Annotated in this window: 13 protein-coding genes; 6 read left to right on the top strand and 7 right to left on the bottom strand. The window is 67.6% G+C overall.

What is annotated here, in order from left to right; genetic code table 11:
* Window positions 1-22: 22 nt before the first annotated feature.
* Window positions 23-400, bottom strand: a complete 378-nt coding sequence (locus DK26_RS05760) for a YbaN family protein (protein ID WP_066469282.1) — start codon at window positions 398-400, stop codon at window positions 23-25.
* Window positions 401-544: 144 nt separating this feature from the next.
* Here DK26_RS05760 and DK26_RS05755 point away from each other — a divergent pair, with 144 nt between their 5' ends.
* Entirely contained in the window at window positions 545-1,267 is a 723-nt protein-coding gene (locus DK26_RS05755; protein ID WP_066469281.1) for a DUF502 domain-containing protein, read from the top strand.
* Here DK26_RS05755 and DK26_RS05750 read toward each other — a convergent pair.
* Both DK26_RS05750 and DK26_RS05745 read right to left on the bottom strand, forming a co-directional pair.
* On the bottom strand, window positions 1,257-2,090 hold the full coding sequence (locus tag DK26_RS05750; protein WP_066469280.1) for an AraC family transcriptional regulator: 834 nt from the start codon (window positions 2,088-2,090) through the stop codon (window positions 1,257-1,259). The two genes, DK26_RS05755 and DK26_RS05750, sit on opposite strands and share 11 nt — an antisense overlap.
* Before the next feature lie 69 nt (window positions 2,091-2,159).
* A complete protein-coding gene (locus DK26_RS05745) occupies window positions 2,160-3,053 on the bottom strand; it encodes a LysR family transcriptional regulator (RefSeq protein ID WP_066469279.1) in 894 nt (297 codons plus the stop codon).
* A gap of 99 nt (window positions 3,054-3,152) precedes the next feature.
* On the opposite strand from DK26_RS05745, the gene DK26_RS05740 reads away from it, so the two are divergent.
* Together DK26_RS05740 and DK26_RS05735 are read left to right on the top strand one after the other, a co-directional pair.
* On the top strand, window positions 3,153-4,001 hold the full coding sequence (locus tag DK26_RS05740) for an SDR family oxidoreductase (RefSeq protein ID WP_066469277.1): 849 nt from the start codon (window positions 3,153-3,155) through the stop codon (window positions 3,999-4,001).
* Between the two features lie 82 nt (window positions 4,002-4,083).
* Entirely contained in the window at window positions 4,084-4,503 is a 420-nt protein-coding gene (locus DK26_RS05735) for a RidA family protein (RefSeq protein ID WP_066469275.1), read from the top strand.
* A gap of 14 nt (window positions 4,504-4,517) precedes the next feature.
* Here DK26_RS05735 and recG read toward each other — a convergent pair whose 3' ends face one another.
* Window positions 4,518-6,620: an ATP-dependent DNA helicase RecG gene (gene recG / locus DK26_RS05730; RefSeq protein ID WP_066469274.1), complete on the bottom strand. Its 2,103-nt coding sequence runs from the start codon at window positions 6,618-6,620 to the stop codon at window positions 4,518-4,520.
* A 139-nt stretch (window positions 6,621-6,759) separates the two neighbouring features.
* Between recG and DK26_RS05725 the strand changes: the two genes are divergently transcribed.
* The gene (locus DK26_RS05725) at window positions 6,760-7,056 is read left to right on the top strand and encodes a succinate dehydrogenase assembly factor 2 (RefSeq protein ID WP_066469271.1); all 297 of its coding nucleotides are present in this window, start codon (window positions 6,760-6,762) and stop codon (window positions 7,054-7,056) included.
* A 107-nt stretch (window positions 7,057-7,163) separates the two neighbouring features.
* On the top strand, window positions 7,164-10,712 hold the full coding sequence (mfd, locus tag DK26_RS05720) for a transcription-repair coupling factor (protein ID WP_066469269.1): 3,549 nt from the start codon (window positions 7,164-7,166) through the stop codon (window positions 10,710-10,712).
* 194 nt (window positions 10,713-10,906) lie between these two features.
* Here the strand turns inward: mfd and DK26_RS05715 are convergent, their stop codons facing one another.
* A complete protein-coding gene (locus tag DK26_RS05715; RefSeq protein WP_066469267.1) occupies window positions 10,907-11,938 on the bottom strand; it encodes an AMP-binding protein in 1,032 nt (343 codons plus the stop codon).
* 9 nt (window positions 11,939-11,947) lie between these two features.
* Entirely contained in the window at window positions 11,948-13,801 is a 1,854-nt protein-coding gene (locus tag DK26_RS05710; protein WP_083532987.1) for an extracellular solute-binding protein, read from the bottom strand.
* A 277-nt stretch (window positions 13,802-14,078) separates the two neighbouring features.
* Here DK26_RS05710 and DK26_RS05705 point away from each other — a divergent pair, with 277 nt between their 5' ends.
* A complete protein-coding gene (locus DK26_RS05705; protein WP_083532986.1) occupies window positions 14,079-14,900 on the top strand; it encodes an invasion associated locus B family protein in 822 nt (273 codons plus the stop codon).
* Window positions 14,901-14,981: 81 nt separating this feature from the next.
* Here the strand turns inward: DK26_RS05705 and mazG are convergent, their stop codons facing one another.
* Window positions 14,982-15,821: a nucleoside triphosphate pyrophosphohydrolase gene (gene mazG / locus DK26_RS05700; protein ID WP_066469261.1), complete on the bottom strand. Its 840-nt coding sequence runs from the start codon at window positions 15,819-15,821 to the stop codon at window positions 14,982-14,984.
* Window positions 15,822-15,832: the final 11 nt, after the last annotated feature.

The following is a 15,832-nucleotide window of genomic DNA, read 5'->3' as shown; positions in this document are numbered from 1 at the left end:
CCATGCTCCAACCGCGCCTGAATCAATCGCCCGCCGGCTCCGGCCGGCTGGCGACATAGGTGCCCGCCGCGATCAGACAGGCACCGGTCACCCACAAGGCGACGGGCGGCGCGTCGCTCGCCGCGACCAGCGCGAAGCTCAGGACCATCGAGCCGCAGGCGATGTACTTGGTCCGCCGCGCGATAGAACCGGTCCGCCGCCAGGCCACGACCTGCGGTCCGAGCTTGGGATGGCCGATCAGCCAAGCCTCGAAGCGCGGCGACGAGCGCGAGAAGCACCAGGCCGCGGCGATCAGGAAAATGGTGCCCGGCATCAGCGGCAGCACGAGCCCGATCACGCCGATGGCGGTCAGCAACCAGCCTGCGGCGAAGTAAAGGTGGCGGCGCCAGGGGCTCGGCATTCTGGAAGGCTCGGACACGCGCGCCTGTCGATACCTAGGAATCAGGGACTAGCCAGAAGCGGCTGCTCGGCTATCGTCGCATATTGCGGTGCAGGGTTGCAGCCCCCCGCAGAGCTTGGATCCGACAGAAGCCCAGGATAGTCGATGGTCGCAGACCGCCCGCCCGATCCGCATCTCGTCGTCCATCCCGACCTGTTGCGGCCGAGCTTCGGCACCCGACTGCGGCGCTATTTCCTGACCGGGCTTGTGCTGGCGGCGCCTCTCGCCATCACCGCGTCGGTGACATGGTGGTTCGTCAATCTGGTCGATGGCTGGGTGAAGCCGCTGGTTCCGGCGCAGTTCTGGCCGGACACCTATCTGCGCTTTCCGGTGCCCGGCTTCGGCGTGGTCTTCGCCCTGGTCGGGCTGACGCTGCTCGGCTTCTTCGCCGCCAATCTCGTGGGGCGCACGCTGATCGGCGCCAGTGAGGCGCTGCTCAACCGGATGCCGGTGGTGCGCGGGCTCTACAAGGGCGTGAAGCAGGTCTTCGAGACGATCTTCTCCCAGTCCGGTACCTCGTTCCGCAAGGTTGGCATGGTGCAGTTTCCGCAGCCCGGCATGTGGTCGATCGTGTTCATCGCGCAGGAGGCGGCGCCCGAGATCGCCGGCAAGCTGCCTGACGGCGACGAGCAGATCGGCGTCTTCCTGCCCTGCACGCCGAACCCGACCACCGGCTTCTTCTTCTATCTGCCCAGGAGGGAGGTGGTCGAGGTCGCGATCTCGGTCGAGGAGGGCGCCAAGCTGATCATGTCCGCCGGGATGATCCAGCCTGGCGATGCCCCGGGACGCAACGGCGCCAACGGCGATGGGGGCCGGATCAGCCCTTGAGGGCGAGCCAGATCTCGACGACGCCGTTGCCGGTCTTCCCGTCGAAGCGCTCGTCCATCCGTTCCAGGGTCGGCCCCAGGGCCGGCTCGCGCCCCGATCGCGGCAGCCAGTCGCGCCAGATGAATTCGAACGCTTTTTTGATTCCGGTGATGTGTCCGTCGTACTCGAAGAGTGCATAGTTCTGCTCGGGCACGCGCAACCGCGCGAACTCCTCCGGCAATTCACTGAAGCTCGAGACTTCGACACCGGCGATGTAGTCGAAGGCTCCGTGCTCGTCGCAGTTATGGCTCACGCCAAAGGCGACATGCCCGATTTGGCCGGGGATATGCCCGAAATGCGGGATCATCTTCTGCCAGAGCAGCGGAATGCCGGCGGTATTCTCGACCGAGAAATGGCCGCCGAATCCGGCGATCAGCAACGGTTTTCCGGTGACGAGGCGCGGCTCGGCCAGCGGGCTGGAAGACATGGCGTTCATGGGAAGCGGCTCCACGAGGGTGAGCGACGACAGATCGCGCCGGGCCCGCAGCTCTTCCGGCGTGAGGCCGAACTGCTCGCGGAAAGCGCGGGTGAAAGCCTCGTGAGAGCCATAGCCCCAGTCGAGCGCGACCGAGAGGATGTCGGGCGCGCCATTGGCGAGCTGACGCGCCGCCTCGGTCAACCGCCGTTCGCGCACATAGCGCATCACCGGGCGGCCGGTCGCCACGCCGAAGGCGCGCACCAGATGGAAGCGAGAGACACCGCTGACCTCGGCGATCTCGTCGAGCGAGAGCGGCGCGGCGAAGCGGCTTTCGATGCACCAGAGCGCTTTCTTGATCGGGTCCATAGGGTTCTCACGAAGCGTCGGCACCATGACGAGGCCGCGATATGCGTGCTTGATCGGGATTGCTGCCGGCTATTTTTGCAGCGTCTTGACGACATCGAGAAAGGCCCGCAGCGCCGGCGGCACGGCGCGATGCCCGGGAAAATAGACCGCCACCGCTTCCGGAGCCGGCGTCCAGGCGGTGAGTATCCGTCGCAGGCGTCCCGCGGCCAAGGCCGTCTCGGCGGCCGGGCTGGCAACATAGGCGATGCCGAGATCGTTGATCGCGGCGTCCACCATCAGTTCCTCATCGTCGAGGATGACCGGTCCGCCAACTTCGATCGTCAGCTCCTGTCCGGCCCGTTCGAACTCCCAGCGATAGAGCTTGCCGCTGGGCATCCGGTGGCCGATGCAGCGGTGGCTCTCCAGTTCCTCAGGGCTGCCCGGCTCGCCGAAGCGTTCGAGATAGGCCGGTGACGCAACGCAGATGAAGCTGATCGTGGCGCCAAGCGGCACGGCGACCATGTCCTTGTGGATCGATCCGGCGAGGCGCACGCCGGCATCGAAGCCGGCCGATACGATGTCGACCAGCCGCCCTTCGACGACGATGTCGACGACCACGCCCGGAAAGCGCTCGGCCATCACGGGCAGCACTTCGCGCACCAGAAGCGTGGCCACCAGCCGCGGCACATTGATCCGGACGTTCCCGGTCACGCTGCCGCGGAACGCCGCGATGCTGTCAAGGGCATCGTCCAGGCTGGCGAGGGCCGGCTGAAGTCGGCCGAGCAGTTCGAAGCCCGCCTCGGTCGGTGAGACGCTGCGCGTCGTGCGGTTGAGCAGGCGCACGCCCATGCGCTCCTCAAGGGCACGCATCGCATGGCTCAGCGTGGACGGCGCCATCCCGAGCTCATCGGCCGCATGGCGGAAGCTGCGCCGGGTGGCGACGGCCACGAAAGCCGTGAGGTCGTTGAGCGAAGGCCGAGCCATTGCTGGAAATTCTGCATCAACCTGTGCCGATTTCAACGGCTAATCCGCGCAATGCTTCGCCTCTATCTCATGCCGGTGTCAAATCAGGAGATGTGGGACATGCAGAAAACCTGGCTCATAACCGGCGTTTCGTCCGGGCTCGGCCGGCTCTTGGCGCGCAAGGCGCTGGCGCGCGGCGATAACGTCGTCGGAACCAGCCGCAGCGCTGACACGCTTCGAGACCTGTGCGAACGCTATCCGCAGCGACTAAGCATCGTCGCGCTCGACCTCAGGGATCAGGCTTCGGTGCGCGCTGCAGTTGACCGCGCCTTCGAAGAGCGCGGCCGTATCGACATCGTCGTCAGCAATGCCGGTTATGGTCTCGTCGGCGCGGCCGAAGAGGTGAACGACCAGCAGGTCCGCGACATCGTCGCGACCAATCTCATGGGCTCGATCACGCTGATCCAGGCGGCTCTGCCGCATCTGCGCAAACAAGGTGGCGGCCGGATTCAGCAGCTCTCGAGTGAGGGCGGGCAGATCGTTTATCCCGGCCTCGGTCTCTATCACGCGACCAAATGGGGCATCGAGGGCTTCGTCGAGACCGTGGCGCTCGAGGTGGTATCTTTCGGCATCGAGCTCACCCTGGTCGAGCCCGGTCCGACGCGCACGGAGTTCGGCGGCAATCTCGCCCACGCCGAACCGCTTGCAGCCTACGAGGAGACGCCCGTCGGGCAGACCCGCGCGGCGGTTCGCGGCTCCTGGGTAGTCAAGGGTGATCCCGAACGGGTGACCGAGGCGATGATCAGGCTCGCCGACCAGAAAGGACCGCTCCCCAGGCGGCTCGTGCTCGGCGCCGACGCCTATGCCGGCATCCGGAAGGCGCTCAGCGGCCGGATCGAAGAGCTCGACAGCCAGAAGGAGATCTCGGTCGCGGCCGACTTCACCGAGGCCGAGCTCGCGCGGCTCTAAGCGTTCATCCAGCCGGCCCACCAAGCACAATACGGCTGGGTCTCAATCCAACCTCTGATTCGAACTTCCTCGAGGCGATGCCATGCAGAAACGTGACGCGATTTTCCCCGCCGACCGCCACGCCCTCTATGATGTCCATCAGTATTCGGCCGCCATCCGGCATGGCGACCTGCTCTTCGTCTCGGGACAAGTTGGCAGCCGCGAGGATGGGTCCCCCGAGCCTGTGTTCGAGGACCAGGTCAGGCGCGCCTTCGCCAATCTGCGGGCCGTGCTTGCGGCGGCGGGCGCGAGCTTCGACGACGTGATCGACGTCACCTCCTTCCACACCGACCCGCAGACGCAGTTCGACACGGTTCTGGCCGTCCGGGCCGAGGAGATCGGCGAGCCACCTTATCCGGCCTGGACGGCTGTCGGCGTGACCTGGCTCGCCGGCTTCGATTTCGAGCTCAAGGTCATCGCCCGCCTGCCGCCCAAAGCTGGCGAAAGCTCGCCGGCCGCATAAGGCTGAGCGCCGTCTCAGCCCGCGCGGAGCAGCCTGATCGCGACGTCGCGCTCGAACAGATAGAGCAGCGTCCTGATCGCCTGGCCGCGCGGCGTCTCCAGATTGGGGTCGCGCTCGATCAGCAGCCGGGCATCGTCGCGGGCTGCCGCGAGCAGGTCGCCATCGACCTCCGGTCGGGCGATGCGCCAGTCCGGCGAGCCGGACTGCTTGGTGCCGAGAACCTCGCCTTCGCCACGCAGGCGAAGGTCCTCCTCGGCGATGCGGAAACCGTCTTCGGTCTCGCGCATGATCGTCAGCCTCGCCTCGGCGACCGGCCCGAGCGGGCCCTTGTAGAGCAGGAGGCAGGTCGAGGCGGCCGAGCCGCGCCCGATCCGGCCGCGGAGCTGATGGAGCTGGGCGAGGCCGAAGCGCTCGGCATGCTCGATCACCATGACCGAGGCGTTGGGCACGTCGACGCCGACCTCGATCACGGTCGTCGAGACCAGCAGGCGCGTTTCGCCCGCGACGAAGGCCGCCATCGCCGCATCCTTGTCGCGGCCCGGCATCTGGCCGTGCAGCAGGCCGACCTTGGCGCCGAACTCTTCCTGCAGGGCCTCGAAGCGCTGCTGTGCCGCGGCTACGTCGAGCGTGTCGGATTCCTGGACCAACGGGCAGACCCAGTAAACCTGCGCTCCGGTCTCGATAGCGCGGCCGACAGCCCCGACGACCTCGTCATAGCGCTCCGAGGAGATCGCCTTGGTGGCGATCGGCTTCCGGCCGGCCGGCTTCTCCGACAGGATCGAGACATCCATGTCGCCGAACCAGGTCAGGGCGAGCGTGCGCGGGATCGGCGTCGCCGTCATCACGAGCACGTCGACCGCTTCGCCCTTGGCGCCGAGCAGCAGGCGCTGGTGCACGCCGAAACGGTGCTGCTCGTCGACCACGGCGAGGGCGAGGTCATGGAAGTCGACGCCCTCCTGGAACAGCGCATGAGTGCCGACGACGATGTCGATCTCGCCGCTGGCGAGCCCGGCCAGGACCTGGCGCCGCCCCGCTCCCTTTTCGCGGCCGGTCAGCAGAGCGAGCTTCAGCCCGGCCTTCTCGGCGAGCGGCGCCAGGCGCTCGGCATGCTGGCGGGCGAGGATTTCGGTCGGCGCCATCAGCACCGATTGCCGCTTTGCCTCGGCGGCCGCGGCCATCGCCATCAGCGCGACCACGGTCTTGCCGGAGCCGACATCGCCCTGCAGCAGGCGCAGCATGCGCTCGGGCTTCTCCATGTCGTCATGAATGTCGGCGATGGCCTTTTGCTGGCCGTCGGTGAGCTTGAAGGGCAGGGCGGCCTCAATCGCCCGGCGGAGCGCACCGTCGCCCGCCGTGACGCGGCCGGCCGCCTTCTTCTGCTGGCGCCGGACGAGGGCGAGCGCGATCTGGCTCGCCAGCAATTCGTCATAGCCGACACGCCGGCGCGCGATCGTGTCGCCCTCGACAGCCCGCATATCAGGCGGGTGGTGCAAGGCCTGAATCGCAGCTTGGAAGGCGGGAAAGCCGGCCTTGGCCAGAAAGCCCTCATCCTGCCATTCCGGCAGCTCGGGGCAGCGCTCGGCCGCTCCGGCGACGATCCGTGCCATGATGCGCCCGCCGACGCCCTCGGTCAGGCGATAGACCGGCTCGATCGAGGGCAGGGTGGCAGCGAGCTTGGGATCGAGCACCCGGTCCGGATGCACCATCTGGCGCATGCCGTCCCAGAGCTCGAGCTTCCCCGAGATCAGTCGGTAGGCGCCGACCGGCAGCGTCTGGAGCAGGTGTCGGACATCGGCGTGGAAGAAGACCAGGGTCACGTCGCCGGTCTCGTCCTCGACGACGATGCGGTAGGGCGCCTTCGGCTTGGCCGGCGGCGGCGGGCGGTGCTCGCTCACCCGCGCCGCGAAGGTCGCGATCTCGCCGATCGGCGCCTCCGCGATGCTCTCGCTCGGACGGCGGTCGACGGCGCCGCTCGGCAGATGGAAAAGCAGGTCGATGACGCGGGCGTCGTGGGTCTCGTCACCCAGGAACTTGTCGAGCAGCTTGCCGAGTTTCGGTCCGACGCCGGAGAGCGTGGTGGCGGGCGCGAACAGCGGATCGAGGATAGAGGGACGCAAAGGGGCCGCTCACAGCATGTCAGGAGTGCGAGGACCGCGGCGCATGCGCCGCTGACTTCGTCGGGTTCCCTCGCTATATAGCCCGCGAAGGCTGGCTCGGCGACGGGCTGGTCCGCTCCGCATTCGCCGAGGGAAAACGATGAGTGGCTCGACCCGCAGCAGCGCCGATCTCGACCCGCGCCGGCGCAAGATCCTGTTCCGTGCCTGGCATCGTGGCATGCGCGAGACCGATTTGATCATGGGCCGCTTCGCCGATGCCGAGATCGGCGGGCTGAGCGAGGCCGAGCTCGACGAGTTCGAGCGCCTGATCGAAGTGCTCGACCGTGATCTGCTGAGCTGGATCACCGGAGAAGCGGAGGTGCCGGAGAACTATGACAGCGCGCTGTTCCGCCGGCTGAAGCAGTTCCACAACCACACCAAGCCGATTCATGTGTGAGCTGTCGCCATGGTCGGGCTTGACCCGACCATCTGGCAAACCAGCGCCCACTGGTTATGAGATTCTCGGGGCAAGCCCGAGAATGACGCCCTGAGATAAATGTCCCGATGAGCATCCCCCCGCCCGCCCAGATCGCCAAGCCGCAGCTCGAGCGCATCCTCGATGCGCTGCGCCGTGGCGACAAGCCGACGCTCGCCGGCGTGCCCGACGGCTTCGACGCGGTCGTGCTCGCCGACCTGACGCGCAACCGCGCCAAGAAGGCCGAAGGGCCGGCGATGCTCGTCTTCGTCGCCCGTGACGGCCAGCGCCTTCAGGTGATCGAGAACGCGCTGCAGTTCGTCGCGCCCGATCTCGAGGTGATGAGCTTCCCGGCCTGGGACTGCCAGCCTTATGACCGCGTCTCGCCGGCGCCGTCCATCGTCGCGCACCGGATGACGACGCTTTCGCGGCTCGCCAAGACCAAGTCGGGCGATCGGCCGCGCCTTCTGCTGACCACGGTCAACGCGGCGCTCCAGCGCGTGCCGGCCTTCGGCAAGGTCGCTTCCGAGAGCTTCTCGGCTGCACCGGGCAACATGGTCGACACCGAGGAGCTGGCGCGCTGGCTCGACGTGAACGGCTACCTGCGGACCTCGACCGTGCGCGAGACCGGCGAGTTCGCGGTACGCGGCGGCATCGTCGACCTCTATCCCCCGGGCATGCCGGCGCCGATCCGGCTAGACTTCTTCGGCGACACGCTGGAATCGATCCGCACCTTCGATCCGGAGACGCAGCGCACCACCGGGCAATTGCGCGGGCTCGACCTCGTGCCGATGTCCGAGGCGCAGATGACGAGCGACTCGATCCGTCGCTTCCGCCAGTCCTATATCGCGACGTTCGGTACGCCGGGGCGCGACGACACGCTCTACGAGGCGGTGAGCGAGGGCAGGCGCCCGGCCGGCCTCGAGCACTGGCTGCCGCTGCTGGCCGAGAAGCTCGACACGCTCTTTACCTATCTGCCCGATGTCCCGATCGTGCTCGACCATCACGCCGACGACGCGGTCGGTGAGCGCATCAGCCTGATCAAGGATTATTACGACGCCCGCAAGAGCGCGCTCGACCAGCCTTCGCCGGGCTCTATCCCGTACAAGCCGCTGTTGCCGGAGGCGCTCTATCTCTCGCCATCCGACTGGCGCGCAATCCTTGGCGAGGCCGGCGTCGCCTCGCTGACGCCATTCCAGCTTCCCGAGAGCGAGGGCAAGCTCATCGTCGATCTCGGCGGCAAGCAGGGCCGCAGCTTCGCGGCCGAGCGCGCCGACAATACCGGCAGCGTCTTCGACGCGGCCGTCGCGCATGTGAAGGCGCTGGAGGCCGAAGGCCGTCGCGTCATCCTGGCCGCCTGGTCGGAGGGCTCGCGCGAGCGCCTCGCCCATGTCCTCGCCGACCACGGCCTCAAGACCGTGCAGATGACAGGCTCGCTGCGCGCGGCCTTCGATCTCAAGCCCGGCACGACGGCGCTGGCGGTCTGGGGCTTGGAGACCGGGTTCGAGGCCGGCAAGCTCGCGGTCATCGGTGAGCAGGACATTCTCGGCGACCGGCTGGTGCGGCCGCGCCGCAAGGCCCGCCGCCCGCAGGACTTCATCAACGAGCTCTCGTCGCTCACACCTGGCGACATCGTCGTCCATGTCGACCACGGCATCGGCCGCTTCGTCGGCCTGCAGACGATCACGGCGGCCGGGGCGCCGCATGACTGCCTCGAAATCCACTATGCCGGCGACGCCAAGCTGTTCCTGCCGGCGGAGAACATCGAGCTGCTCTCGCGCTACGGCTCGGAGGACACCGAGGTCGTGCTCGACCGGCTGGGCGGTGGCGGCTGGCAGGCCCGCAAGGCCAAGCTGAAGCAGCGCATCCGCGAGATGGCGGGCAAGCTGATCCAGATCGCCGCGGCGCGCGCGCTCAAGGAGGCGCCGCGCCTTGTCCCGCAGGACGGGCTCTATGACGAGTTCTGCGCCCGCTTCCCTTACGAGGAAACCGAGGACCAGCAGAACACCATCGACGCGGTGCTCGACGACCTCGCGGCCGGGCGGCCGATGGACCGGCTGGTCTGCGGCGATGTCGGCTTCGGCAAGACCGAGGTCGCGTTGCGCGCCGCCTTCACGGCGGCGCTCGCCGGCAAGCAGGTCGCGGTGGTGGTGCCGACGACGCTGCTCGCCCGCCAGCACTATCGCAATTTCGCCGAGCGTTTCGCCGGGCTTCCGATCAAGGTCGGCCAGGCCTCGCGCTTCGTCTCGGCGCCCGACCTCAAGGCGGTGAAACAGGGCATCAGCGACGGCACCATGGACATAGCCGTCGGCACGCATGCGCTGCTCGGCAAGGGCATCGACTTCAAGGATCTCGGGCTCGTCATCGTCGACGAGGAGCAGCATTTCGGCGTCGCCCATAAGGAGCGACTGAAGGAGATGCGCGCCGAGGTCCACATGCTGACGCTGACCGCTACGCCGATCCCGCGCACGCTGCAGCTCGCCATGACCGGTGTGCGCGAGCTCTCGATCATCGCGACGCCGCCGGTCGACCGGCTCGCGGTGCGCACCTTCGTCACGCCCTTCGATCCGCTGATCGTGCGCGAGGCGCTGCTGCGCGAGCGCTATCGCGGCGGCCGCTCCTTCTACGTCGTGCCCCGCATCGAGGACATCGCCGAGGTCAAAGACTTCCTCGACAAGCAGGTGCCGGAGTGCAAGGTCGGCATCGCCAATGGCCAGATGGCGGCGGGCACGCTGGAAGACGTGATGACGGCCTTCTACGAGGGCCAGTACGACATCCTGCTCTCGACCACGATCGTCGAATCCGGGCTCGATATCCCGACCGCCAACACGCTGATCGTGCACCGTGCCGACATGTTCGGCCTCGCCCAGCTCTATCAGCTGCGTGGCCGCGTCGGCCGCTCGAAGATCCGCGCCTATGCGCTGTTCACCGTGCCGGCCAACCGCAAGCTCACTGACCAGGCCGATCGACGTCTGAAGGTGCTGCAATCGCTCGATACGCTGGGCGCCGGCTTCCAGCTCGCCAGCCACGACCTCGACATCCGCGGCGCTGGCAACCTGCTCGGCGACGAGCAGTCCGGCCATATCAAGGAGGTCGGCTACGAGCTCTACCAGCAGATGCTGGAGGAGGCTGTCGCTGCGCTCAAGGCCGGGGTCGAGATCGAGAGCGATGCGCACTGGTCGCCGTCGATCCAGATCGGCGCGCCGGTGATGATCCCCGAGCACTATATCAGCGACCTGACGCTGAGGCTGACACTCTACAAGCGCCTCTCGACCATGGACGACGATGCCGAATTGCAGTCCTTCGGCGCCGAGCTGGTCGACCGCTTCGGTCCACTGCCGGAGGAGGTGAAGCAGCTGCTCGAGATCGTCGCGATCAAGGCTTTGTGCAAGCGCGCCAATGTCGAGAAGGTCGAGGCCGGGCCGAAGGGTATCATCGTCGCCTTCCGCGACAACGAGTTCGCCAACCCAGAAGGGCTCGTCGGCTACGTCGCCAAGCAGGGCACGCTCGCCAAGGTGCGCCCGGACATGCGCGTCGTCTTCATCGACGATTTTGAAGACGCAGAGCAGCGGCTCAAGGGCACGCGCCGGCTGCTCACGGACTTGGCGCGTATCGCCGAGCGAAAGAAGGCGGCGTAGGTCAGGCTTGAACCTCTCCGTCATTCCGGGGCTTCGCGATAGCGAAGAGCCCGGAACCCATATCCGCTGACCCCTTGTATGAGGGGCGCGCGGTCACCGTGCGTTCCAGAATGGCGATGTGTTCATGGGTTCCGGGCTCGCCGCTGCGCGGCGCCCCGGAAAGGCGACGCGGCTCACCCCCGCCGCGCTCGCCGTCAGTCGCTGGCCCGCCGCCTGATTTCGAGGCGCTCCGGCTCGTGCGCGATCACGTCGACGATGGCGAGATCCGGCCGGTCGAGGCGTGGCAGGCCTTCGTCCTCGCCGGCGCGCCGCACAACGACCAGACTTGAAAGCGCCTTGTGTTCGCCGAGCCGCGAGCGCGCCAGCGCCGGCTCCATCGTGGCGGGCACCACGAGATGCACCATGCGCCCGCCTTCCAGGCAGGCGCGCAGATCGTCCAGGACGAAGAGGCCGAGCGGTAGCAACTCAACACCGGTCAGCAGGGCGATTCCGGGACCGGTCGCCAGCGCGGGGAGGTCGGCACCCACCAATGTGGTAATGACGCGCGAGGAGGCGAGGGGCTTCAGTACGCGGGAGATTTCCAGCGCCTTGGCGAGAACCTCCTTCTCGCCGATCGCAAACGGGCCGGCGAAGCTCCTGCCGTCGACGACGCTGATCGCCGAGCGTGCCACTGTTGGCACGGCTGGTTGCGAGGCACCGTGGCCGAGAAGCTGGTCGAGCGCGGCGACGCCATCGGGCACATCGCTTCCGAATCCGCCAATGAAGCGCATGCCGAAGGCCCGCGCAGCGACATCGCGCAGCAGCAGGAGCGGCCGGAGGTTGCCGATGCGGGCGACACCGATCGCCATCACCGCGCCGGAGCGCTCGATCATGCCGAGCAGCTCGCTCTCCCCGGCATGGGGCGGCAGCGGCAGCGGTGACAGGCCGGCGCGCAGGCAGGCCAGGATCGAGATCAGCGCTTCCGGCCCGAGGGGGGCCAGGATCGCGACGCGCGCTCCGGGCTGGGGCCGCGCCAGCGTCAGCAGTCCCGCCAGCCGGTCTACCCGGCGGTCCAGCTCCGCAAAGCCAAAGGCCCCGGGGGCGGCGCCGCTCCAGTCGCGTCGGCCCGGCGGGTCGCGGAAGGCCGGTTCACGGCCGCGCTTGGCGGCGAGGGCCTTGAGCAGGCCGTCGAAATCCAGCCCTTCGACCAGCGCAGCGATGGAAATCTCGTCCTGCTCGGGCCGCATGCGCCGGTCTCAATTCGCCGGCGCTGGCGCCGAGGGCGCCCGAGCCAGGACCTCGTTGGAGAAGAAATAGGCCGGCCGCCGCTGCGGCAGCAGGACATCGCGCGAGCGCGCCATCCAGGTCTCGGGGAGATAATAGAGCGGCACGGCATAGAAGCCGGAGAGCAGCAGGCGGTCGAGCGTGCGGACCGAGGCGGTGAAATCCTCGCGCGATTCGGCTGCCAGAAGCGCCTTCAGAGTCGCATCGACCGCGGGCGAACGCACGCCCGCATAGTTCAGCGCGCCCTTGCGGTCGGCATTGGTCGATTGCCAGCGCCCGACCTGCTCGTTGCCGGGCGAGGCCGAGGCCGCCCAGGTCCACTGGATCATGTCGAAATCGAAGGCGGAGAGGCGGCGCCAGTACTGGACATCGTCGATCAGGCGGACCGAGACGGCGATGCCGAGCCGGGAGAGCGAGGCGGCGTAGTTCAGCGCAAGCCGCTCCTGCGGCCGACTGGTCACGGTGATCTCGAAACCGAAGGGCGTGCCGTCGCCGCGCTTGCGCAACTGGCCGTCGCGCAATTCGTAGCCTGCCGCCTCTAGCAGATCGAGCGCACGCCTGGCCTGGTCGCGGTCGCGCCCGGAGCCGTCGGTCGCGGAGGGCGCCCAGGTTCCGGCCAGGATGTCGTCGCGCACCGCGCCGGGGAAGGCGGCGAGCAGCGCCTTCTCCCGCTCATTTGCAGGCACGCCGAGCGCCGAAAGCTCGGAATCGGCGAAGAAGCTGCCGGCGCGCCGATAGACGCCGTAGAACAGGTTGCGATTGGCCCATTCGAAGTCGAAGAGCATCGCCAATGCCTCGCGCACCCTGATGTCGGCGAAGATCGGCCGGCGCGTGTTGAAGACGAAACCGGTCATGCCCTTCGGCGTCTGGAAACGCAGCGTATCGCGCACGATCCGGCCGTCGCGCACCGCCGGCACGTCATAGCCGGTCATCCAGCGCGTCGGGTCGGATTCGACGCGGACGTCATAAAGCCCTGCTTTGAAAGCTTCGAACAAGGCGTTGGAGTCACGATAGAAATCGTATCGGATCTCGTCGGCGTTGAAGAGCCCGCGGGTCAGCGGATGATCCTCCGCCCAGAAGTCGCTACGGCGCTTCAGCACCAGCATCTCGCCCGGCTTGACCTCCTCGACCCGGTAGGGGCCCGAGCCGAGCGCCGGCTTGAAGCTGGTGTCGCCGAACTTTTCCGCATCGGTGGCGTGCTTGGCGAAGATCGGCATGGCGCCGATCACCAGCGGCAGTTCGCGGTTAGAGCCGTCGCCGAGTTCGAACACCACCACATTGGGCGAGGGCGCCTCGGCTTTGGTGACGCGGGCAAGGCTGGAGCGGTGGAACGGCTTGCCCTTGGTCTTCAGCATCTCATAGGTAAAGATCACGTCCGCGGAGGTCACCGGCTGCCCGTCCGAGAAACGGGCGCGGGGGTCGATCTCGAAGATCACGCGGGTCCGTTCCGGGTTGAGCTCGACCCGGCTGGCGAGCAGGCCATAGGCGGTGAAAGGCTCGTCCGCCGAACGGAACAGCAGGCTCTGCTGGACATAACGCGGCACGGCATCCGGTGCGACGCCGAGCACGACCAGCGGGTTCAGGCTGTCGAAGGTGCCTTGCTGGCCGAAAATGATTCGCCCGCCCTTCGGCGCTGCCGGGTCGGCATAGGGCAGATGCGTGAATCCCTTCGGCAGGGCCGGCTCGCCATGCATGGCGATGGCGTGGTCGCTCGTCTGCGCGGCCGCGCGCGGCGCGCCCGCGAGCAGGCCAAGCCCCGCCGCCGCTCCGAGCACGAGCCCGAGAACGCAACGCCGACGTGCGGATGCGACAAGATTCCGAAGCATGAAAGGCCCTGATTCCCTATCGGACCATACCATGCGGCCCAAGCCTGAGATGAGAGGCAAAACACCGGGGTGCAAACTTACGTTGCGTCGGCTCTTTCGGGCTGGAAACCGGTGGAAGAACTCGCTAAACGCAAGCCGGGGCGTCATTCAAACGCCTTAATCGCGCCTGATGTGCTCATGCCGCCCCCGGCTCCGGCACCATGCCGGTTGAGCTTTCGGTATTGCGCGCGGCCTTCCTAGTGCCGCTTAGCCAGTTTGCATGTTCGAGGAACTTCAGATGTCCGCTTCGTCTTGCCTGCCCCTGCACAAGGGCGCCACCGCGAAGAGCACGATCCGCGGCCTCGCGTTCGTCCTGGGCGCGGCCGTCGCGCTCGCCCCCTTCTCCGCCATGGCCCAGGCGCAGCGTCCTGCCGCCAAGCCCGCGGCTCCGGCTCAGCAGCCGGCTCCGGCGCAGGGCCAAGGTGCGCAGACCGGCCCGACGGTCGTTCAGGTCAAGCCGGAGCCCTCGCAGACGACATGGACCAAGGTCTGCGGCAAGGATCCGGCCGCCAACAAGGAAATCTGCTACACCACCCGCGACTTCGTCTCGGATCAGGGCCAGCCGGTGCTCGCCGTCGCCGTTTATGACGTCAAGGGCGACCCGAACAAGATCGTGCGCTTCCTGATGCCGCTCGGCCTGCTGCTGCAGCCCGGCATCCGCTTCGGCGTCGACACCGCCCAGCCGACCCCCGGCCGCTTCGCGATCTGCTTCCCGAACGGCTGCTTCGCCGAGGCGCAGATCAAGGACGACTTCATCAACCAGATGAGGAAGGGCACGAACCTGAACATCAGCGTCCAGAACCAGGGCGCCCGCGAGGTTTCGTTCTCGATCCCGCTGACCGACTTCGCCAAGGGCTTCGACGGTGCGCCGATCGACCCGAAGGTGCTCGAGGACCAGCAGAAGCAACTCCAGGACGAGCTCGCCAAGCGCCAGGACGAGCTGCGCAAGCGCCTCGGCGGCAGCGGCGCAAGCGCAGCTCCGGGTACGCCCGGCGCGCCTGCGGCTCCGGGTATCGGCGCAATGCCCGCGCCTGGCGCGGCTCCTGCGCCGAAGCCCTGATCGGTCGCCAGCTTTCGACCATCGACGCCGGACCGAAAGGTCCGGCGTTTTTCGTTGTCCCGAGAATAACGCCGGAACGGCTCAGTTGCGGCCGGTGCGCTCGGCCTGCTTGACCCGCTGCCAGAGCGCCTCGAGTTCGTCGAGTGATGCTTCGGAAGCTTTGCGTCCCTCATCGGCGAGCCTCGCCTCGATCCCGGCGAAGCGGCGCTCGAACTTGGCGCTGGCCGCGGCGAGGCATGCCTCGGGATCGGCATCGACATGGCGGGCGAGATTGGCGACCACGAAGAGCAGGTCGCCGATTTCCTCGGCGATGGCCCCCTGGTCGCCGCCATCAAGCGCTTCTTCGATCTCCCTGGTCTCCTCGCGGATCTTGTCGAGCACCAGCCGGGCATTCTTCCAGTCGAAGCCGACGGTCGAGGCCCTGGCCTGGAGCTTCCAGGCGCGCGTGAGGGCGGGCAGGGCGGTCGGCACCCCGGCGAGTACACCCTCCGCGTCAGGCTTGGTCGGAAGACCCGCCGCCAGATGCGCCGCCGCCTTGTCGGCCCGCTCCTGCGCCTTGATCTGGCCCCACAGCGCCTTGACCTCGGCCGGCGAGAGATCGCGCGCATCGCCGAAGACATGCGGATGGCGGCGAATGAGCTTGCTGGTGATTGCCTCGACCACGTCGGGAAAGGCGAAAGCGCCGACCTCCTCGGCCATCCGTGCATGGAAGACCACCTGCAGCAGGAGGTCGCCGAGTTCGTCCTTGAGGTCGACGAGATCGCCCCTGACGATGGCGTCGGCGACCTCATAGGCCTCCTCGACCGTATAGGGGGCGATGGAGGCGAAATCCTGCTCCAGATCCCAGGGGCAGCCGGTTCCAGGCGTGCGCAGGGCCGCCATGATCTCGATCAGGCGGGCGATGTCGCGATCGGGCTTCAACGCTGCAATTC

The sequence above is a fragment of the Allobosea sp. WAO genome (assembly GCF_001509835.1).
Classification (GTDB): domain Bacteria; phylum Pseudomonadota; class Alphaproteobacteria; order Rhizobiales; family Beijerinckiaceae; genus Allobosea.
The sequence above is the reverse complement of the archived record's forward strand: the minus strand, read 5'-3'. Positions and strand labels throughout refer to the sequence as shown.

What these genes read in the sequence shown, in the direction of transcription:
- DK26_RS05760 (WP_066469282.1), bottom strand. Translation starts at nt 400, where the DNA reads ATGCCGAGCCCCTGGCGCCGCCACCTTTACTTCGCCGCAGGCTGGTTG.
- DK26_RS05755 (WP_066469281.1), top strand. Translation starts at nt 545, where the DNA reads ATGGTCGCAGACCGCCCGCCCGATCCGCATCTCGTCGTCCATCCCGAC.
- DK26_RS05750 (WP_066469280.1), bottom strand. Translation starts at nt 2,090, where the DNA reads ATGGACCCGATCAAGAAAGCGCTCTGGTGCATCGAAAGCCGCTTCGCC.
- DK26_RS05745 (WP_066469279.1), bottom strand. Translation starts at nt 3,053, where the DNA reads ATGGCTCGGCCTTCGCTCAACGACCTCACGGCTTTCGTGGCCGTCGCC.
- DK26_RS05740 (WP_066469277.1), top strand. Translation starts at nt 3,153, where the DNA reads ATGCAGAAAACCTGGCTCATAACCGGCGTTTCGTCCGGGCTCGGCCGG.
- DK26_RS05735 (WP_066469275.1), top strand. Translation starts at nt 4,084, where the DNA reads ATGCAGAAACGTGACGCGATTTTCCCCGCCGACCGCCACGCCCTCTAT.
- DK26_RS05725 (WP_066469271.1), top strand. Translation starts at nt 6,760, where the DNA reads ATGAGTGGCTCGACCCGCAGCAGCGCCGATCTCGACCCGCGCCGGCGC.
- mfd (WP_066469269.1), top strand. Translation starts at nt 7,164, where the DNA reads ATGAGCATCCCCCCGCCCGCCCAGATCGCCAAGCCGCAGCTCGAGCGC.
- DK26_RS05715 (WP_066469267.1), bottom strand. Translation starts at nt 11,938, where the DNA reads ATGCGGCCCGAGCAGGACGAGATTTCCATCGCTGCGCTGGTCGAAGGG.
- DK26_RS05710 (WP_083532987.1), bottom strand. Translation starts at nt 13,801, where the DNA reads ATGCTTCGGAATCTTGTCGCATCCGCACGTCGGCGTTGCGTTCTCGGG.
- DK26_RS05705 (WP_083532986.1), top strand. Translation starts at nt 14,079, where the DNA reads ATGTCCGCTTCGTCTTGCCTGCCCCTGCACAAGGGCGCCACCGCGAAG.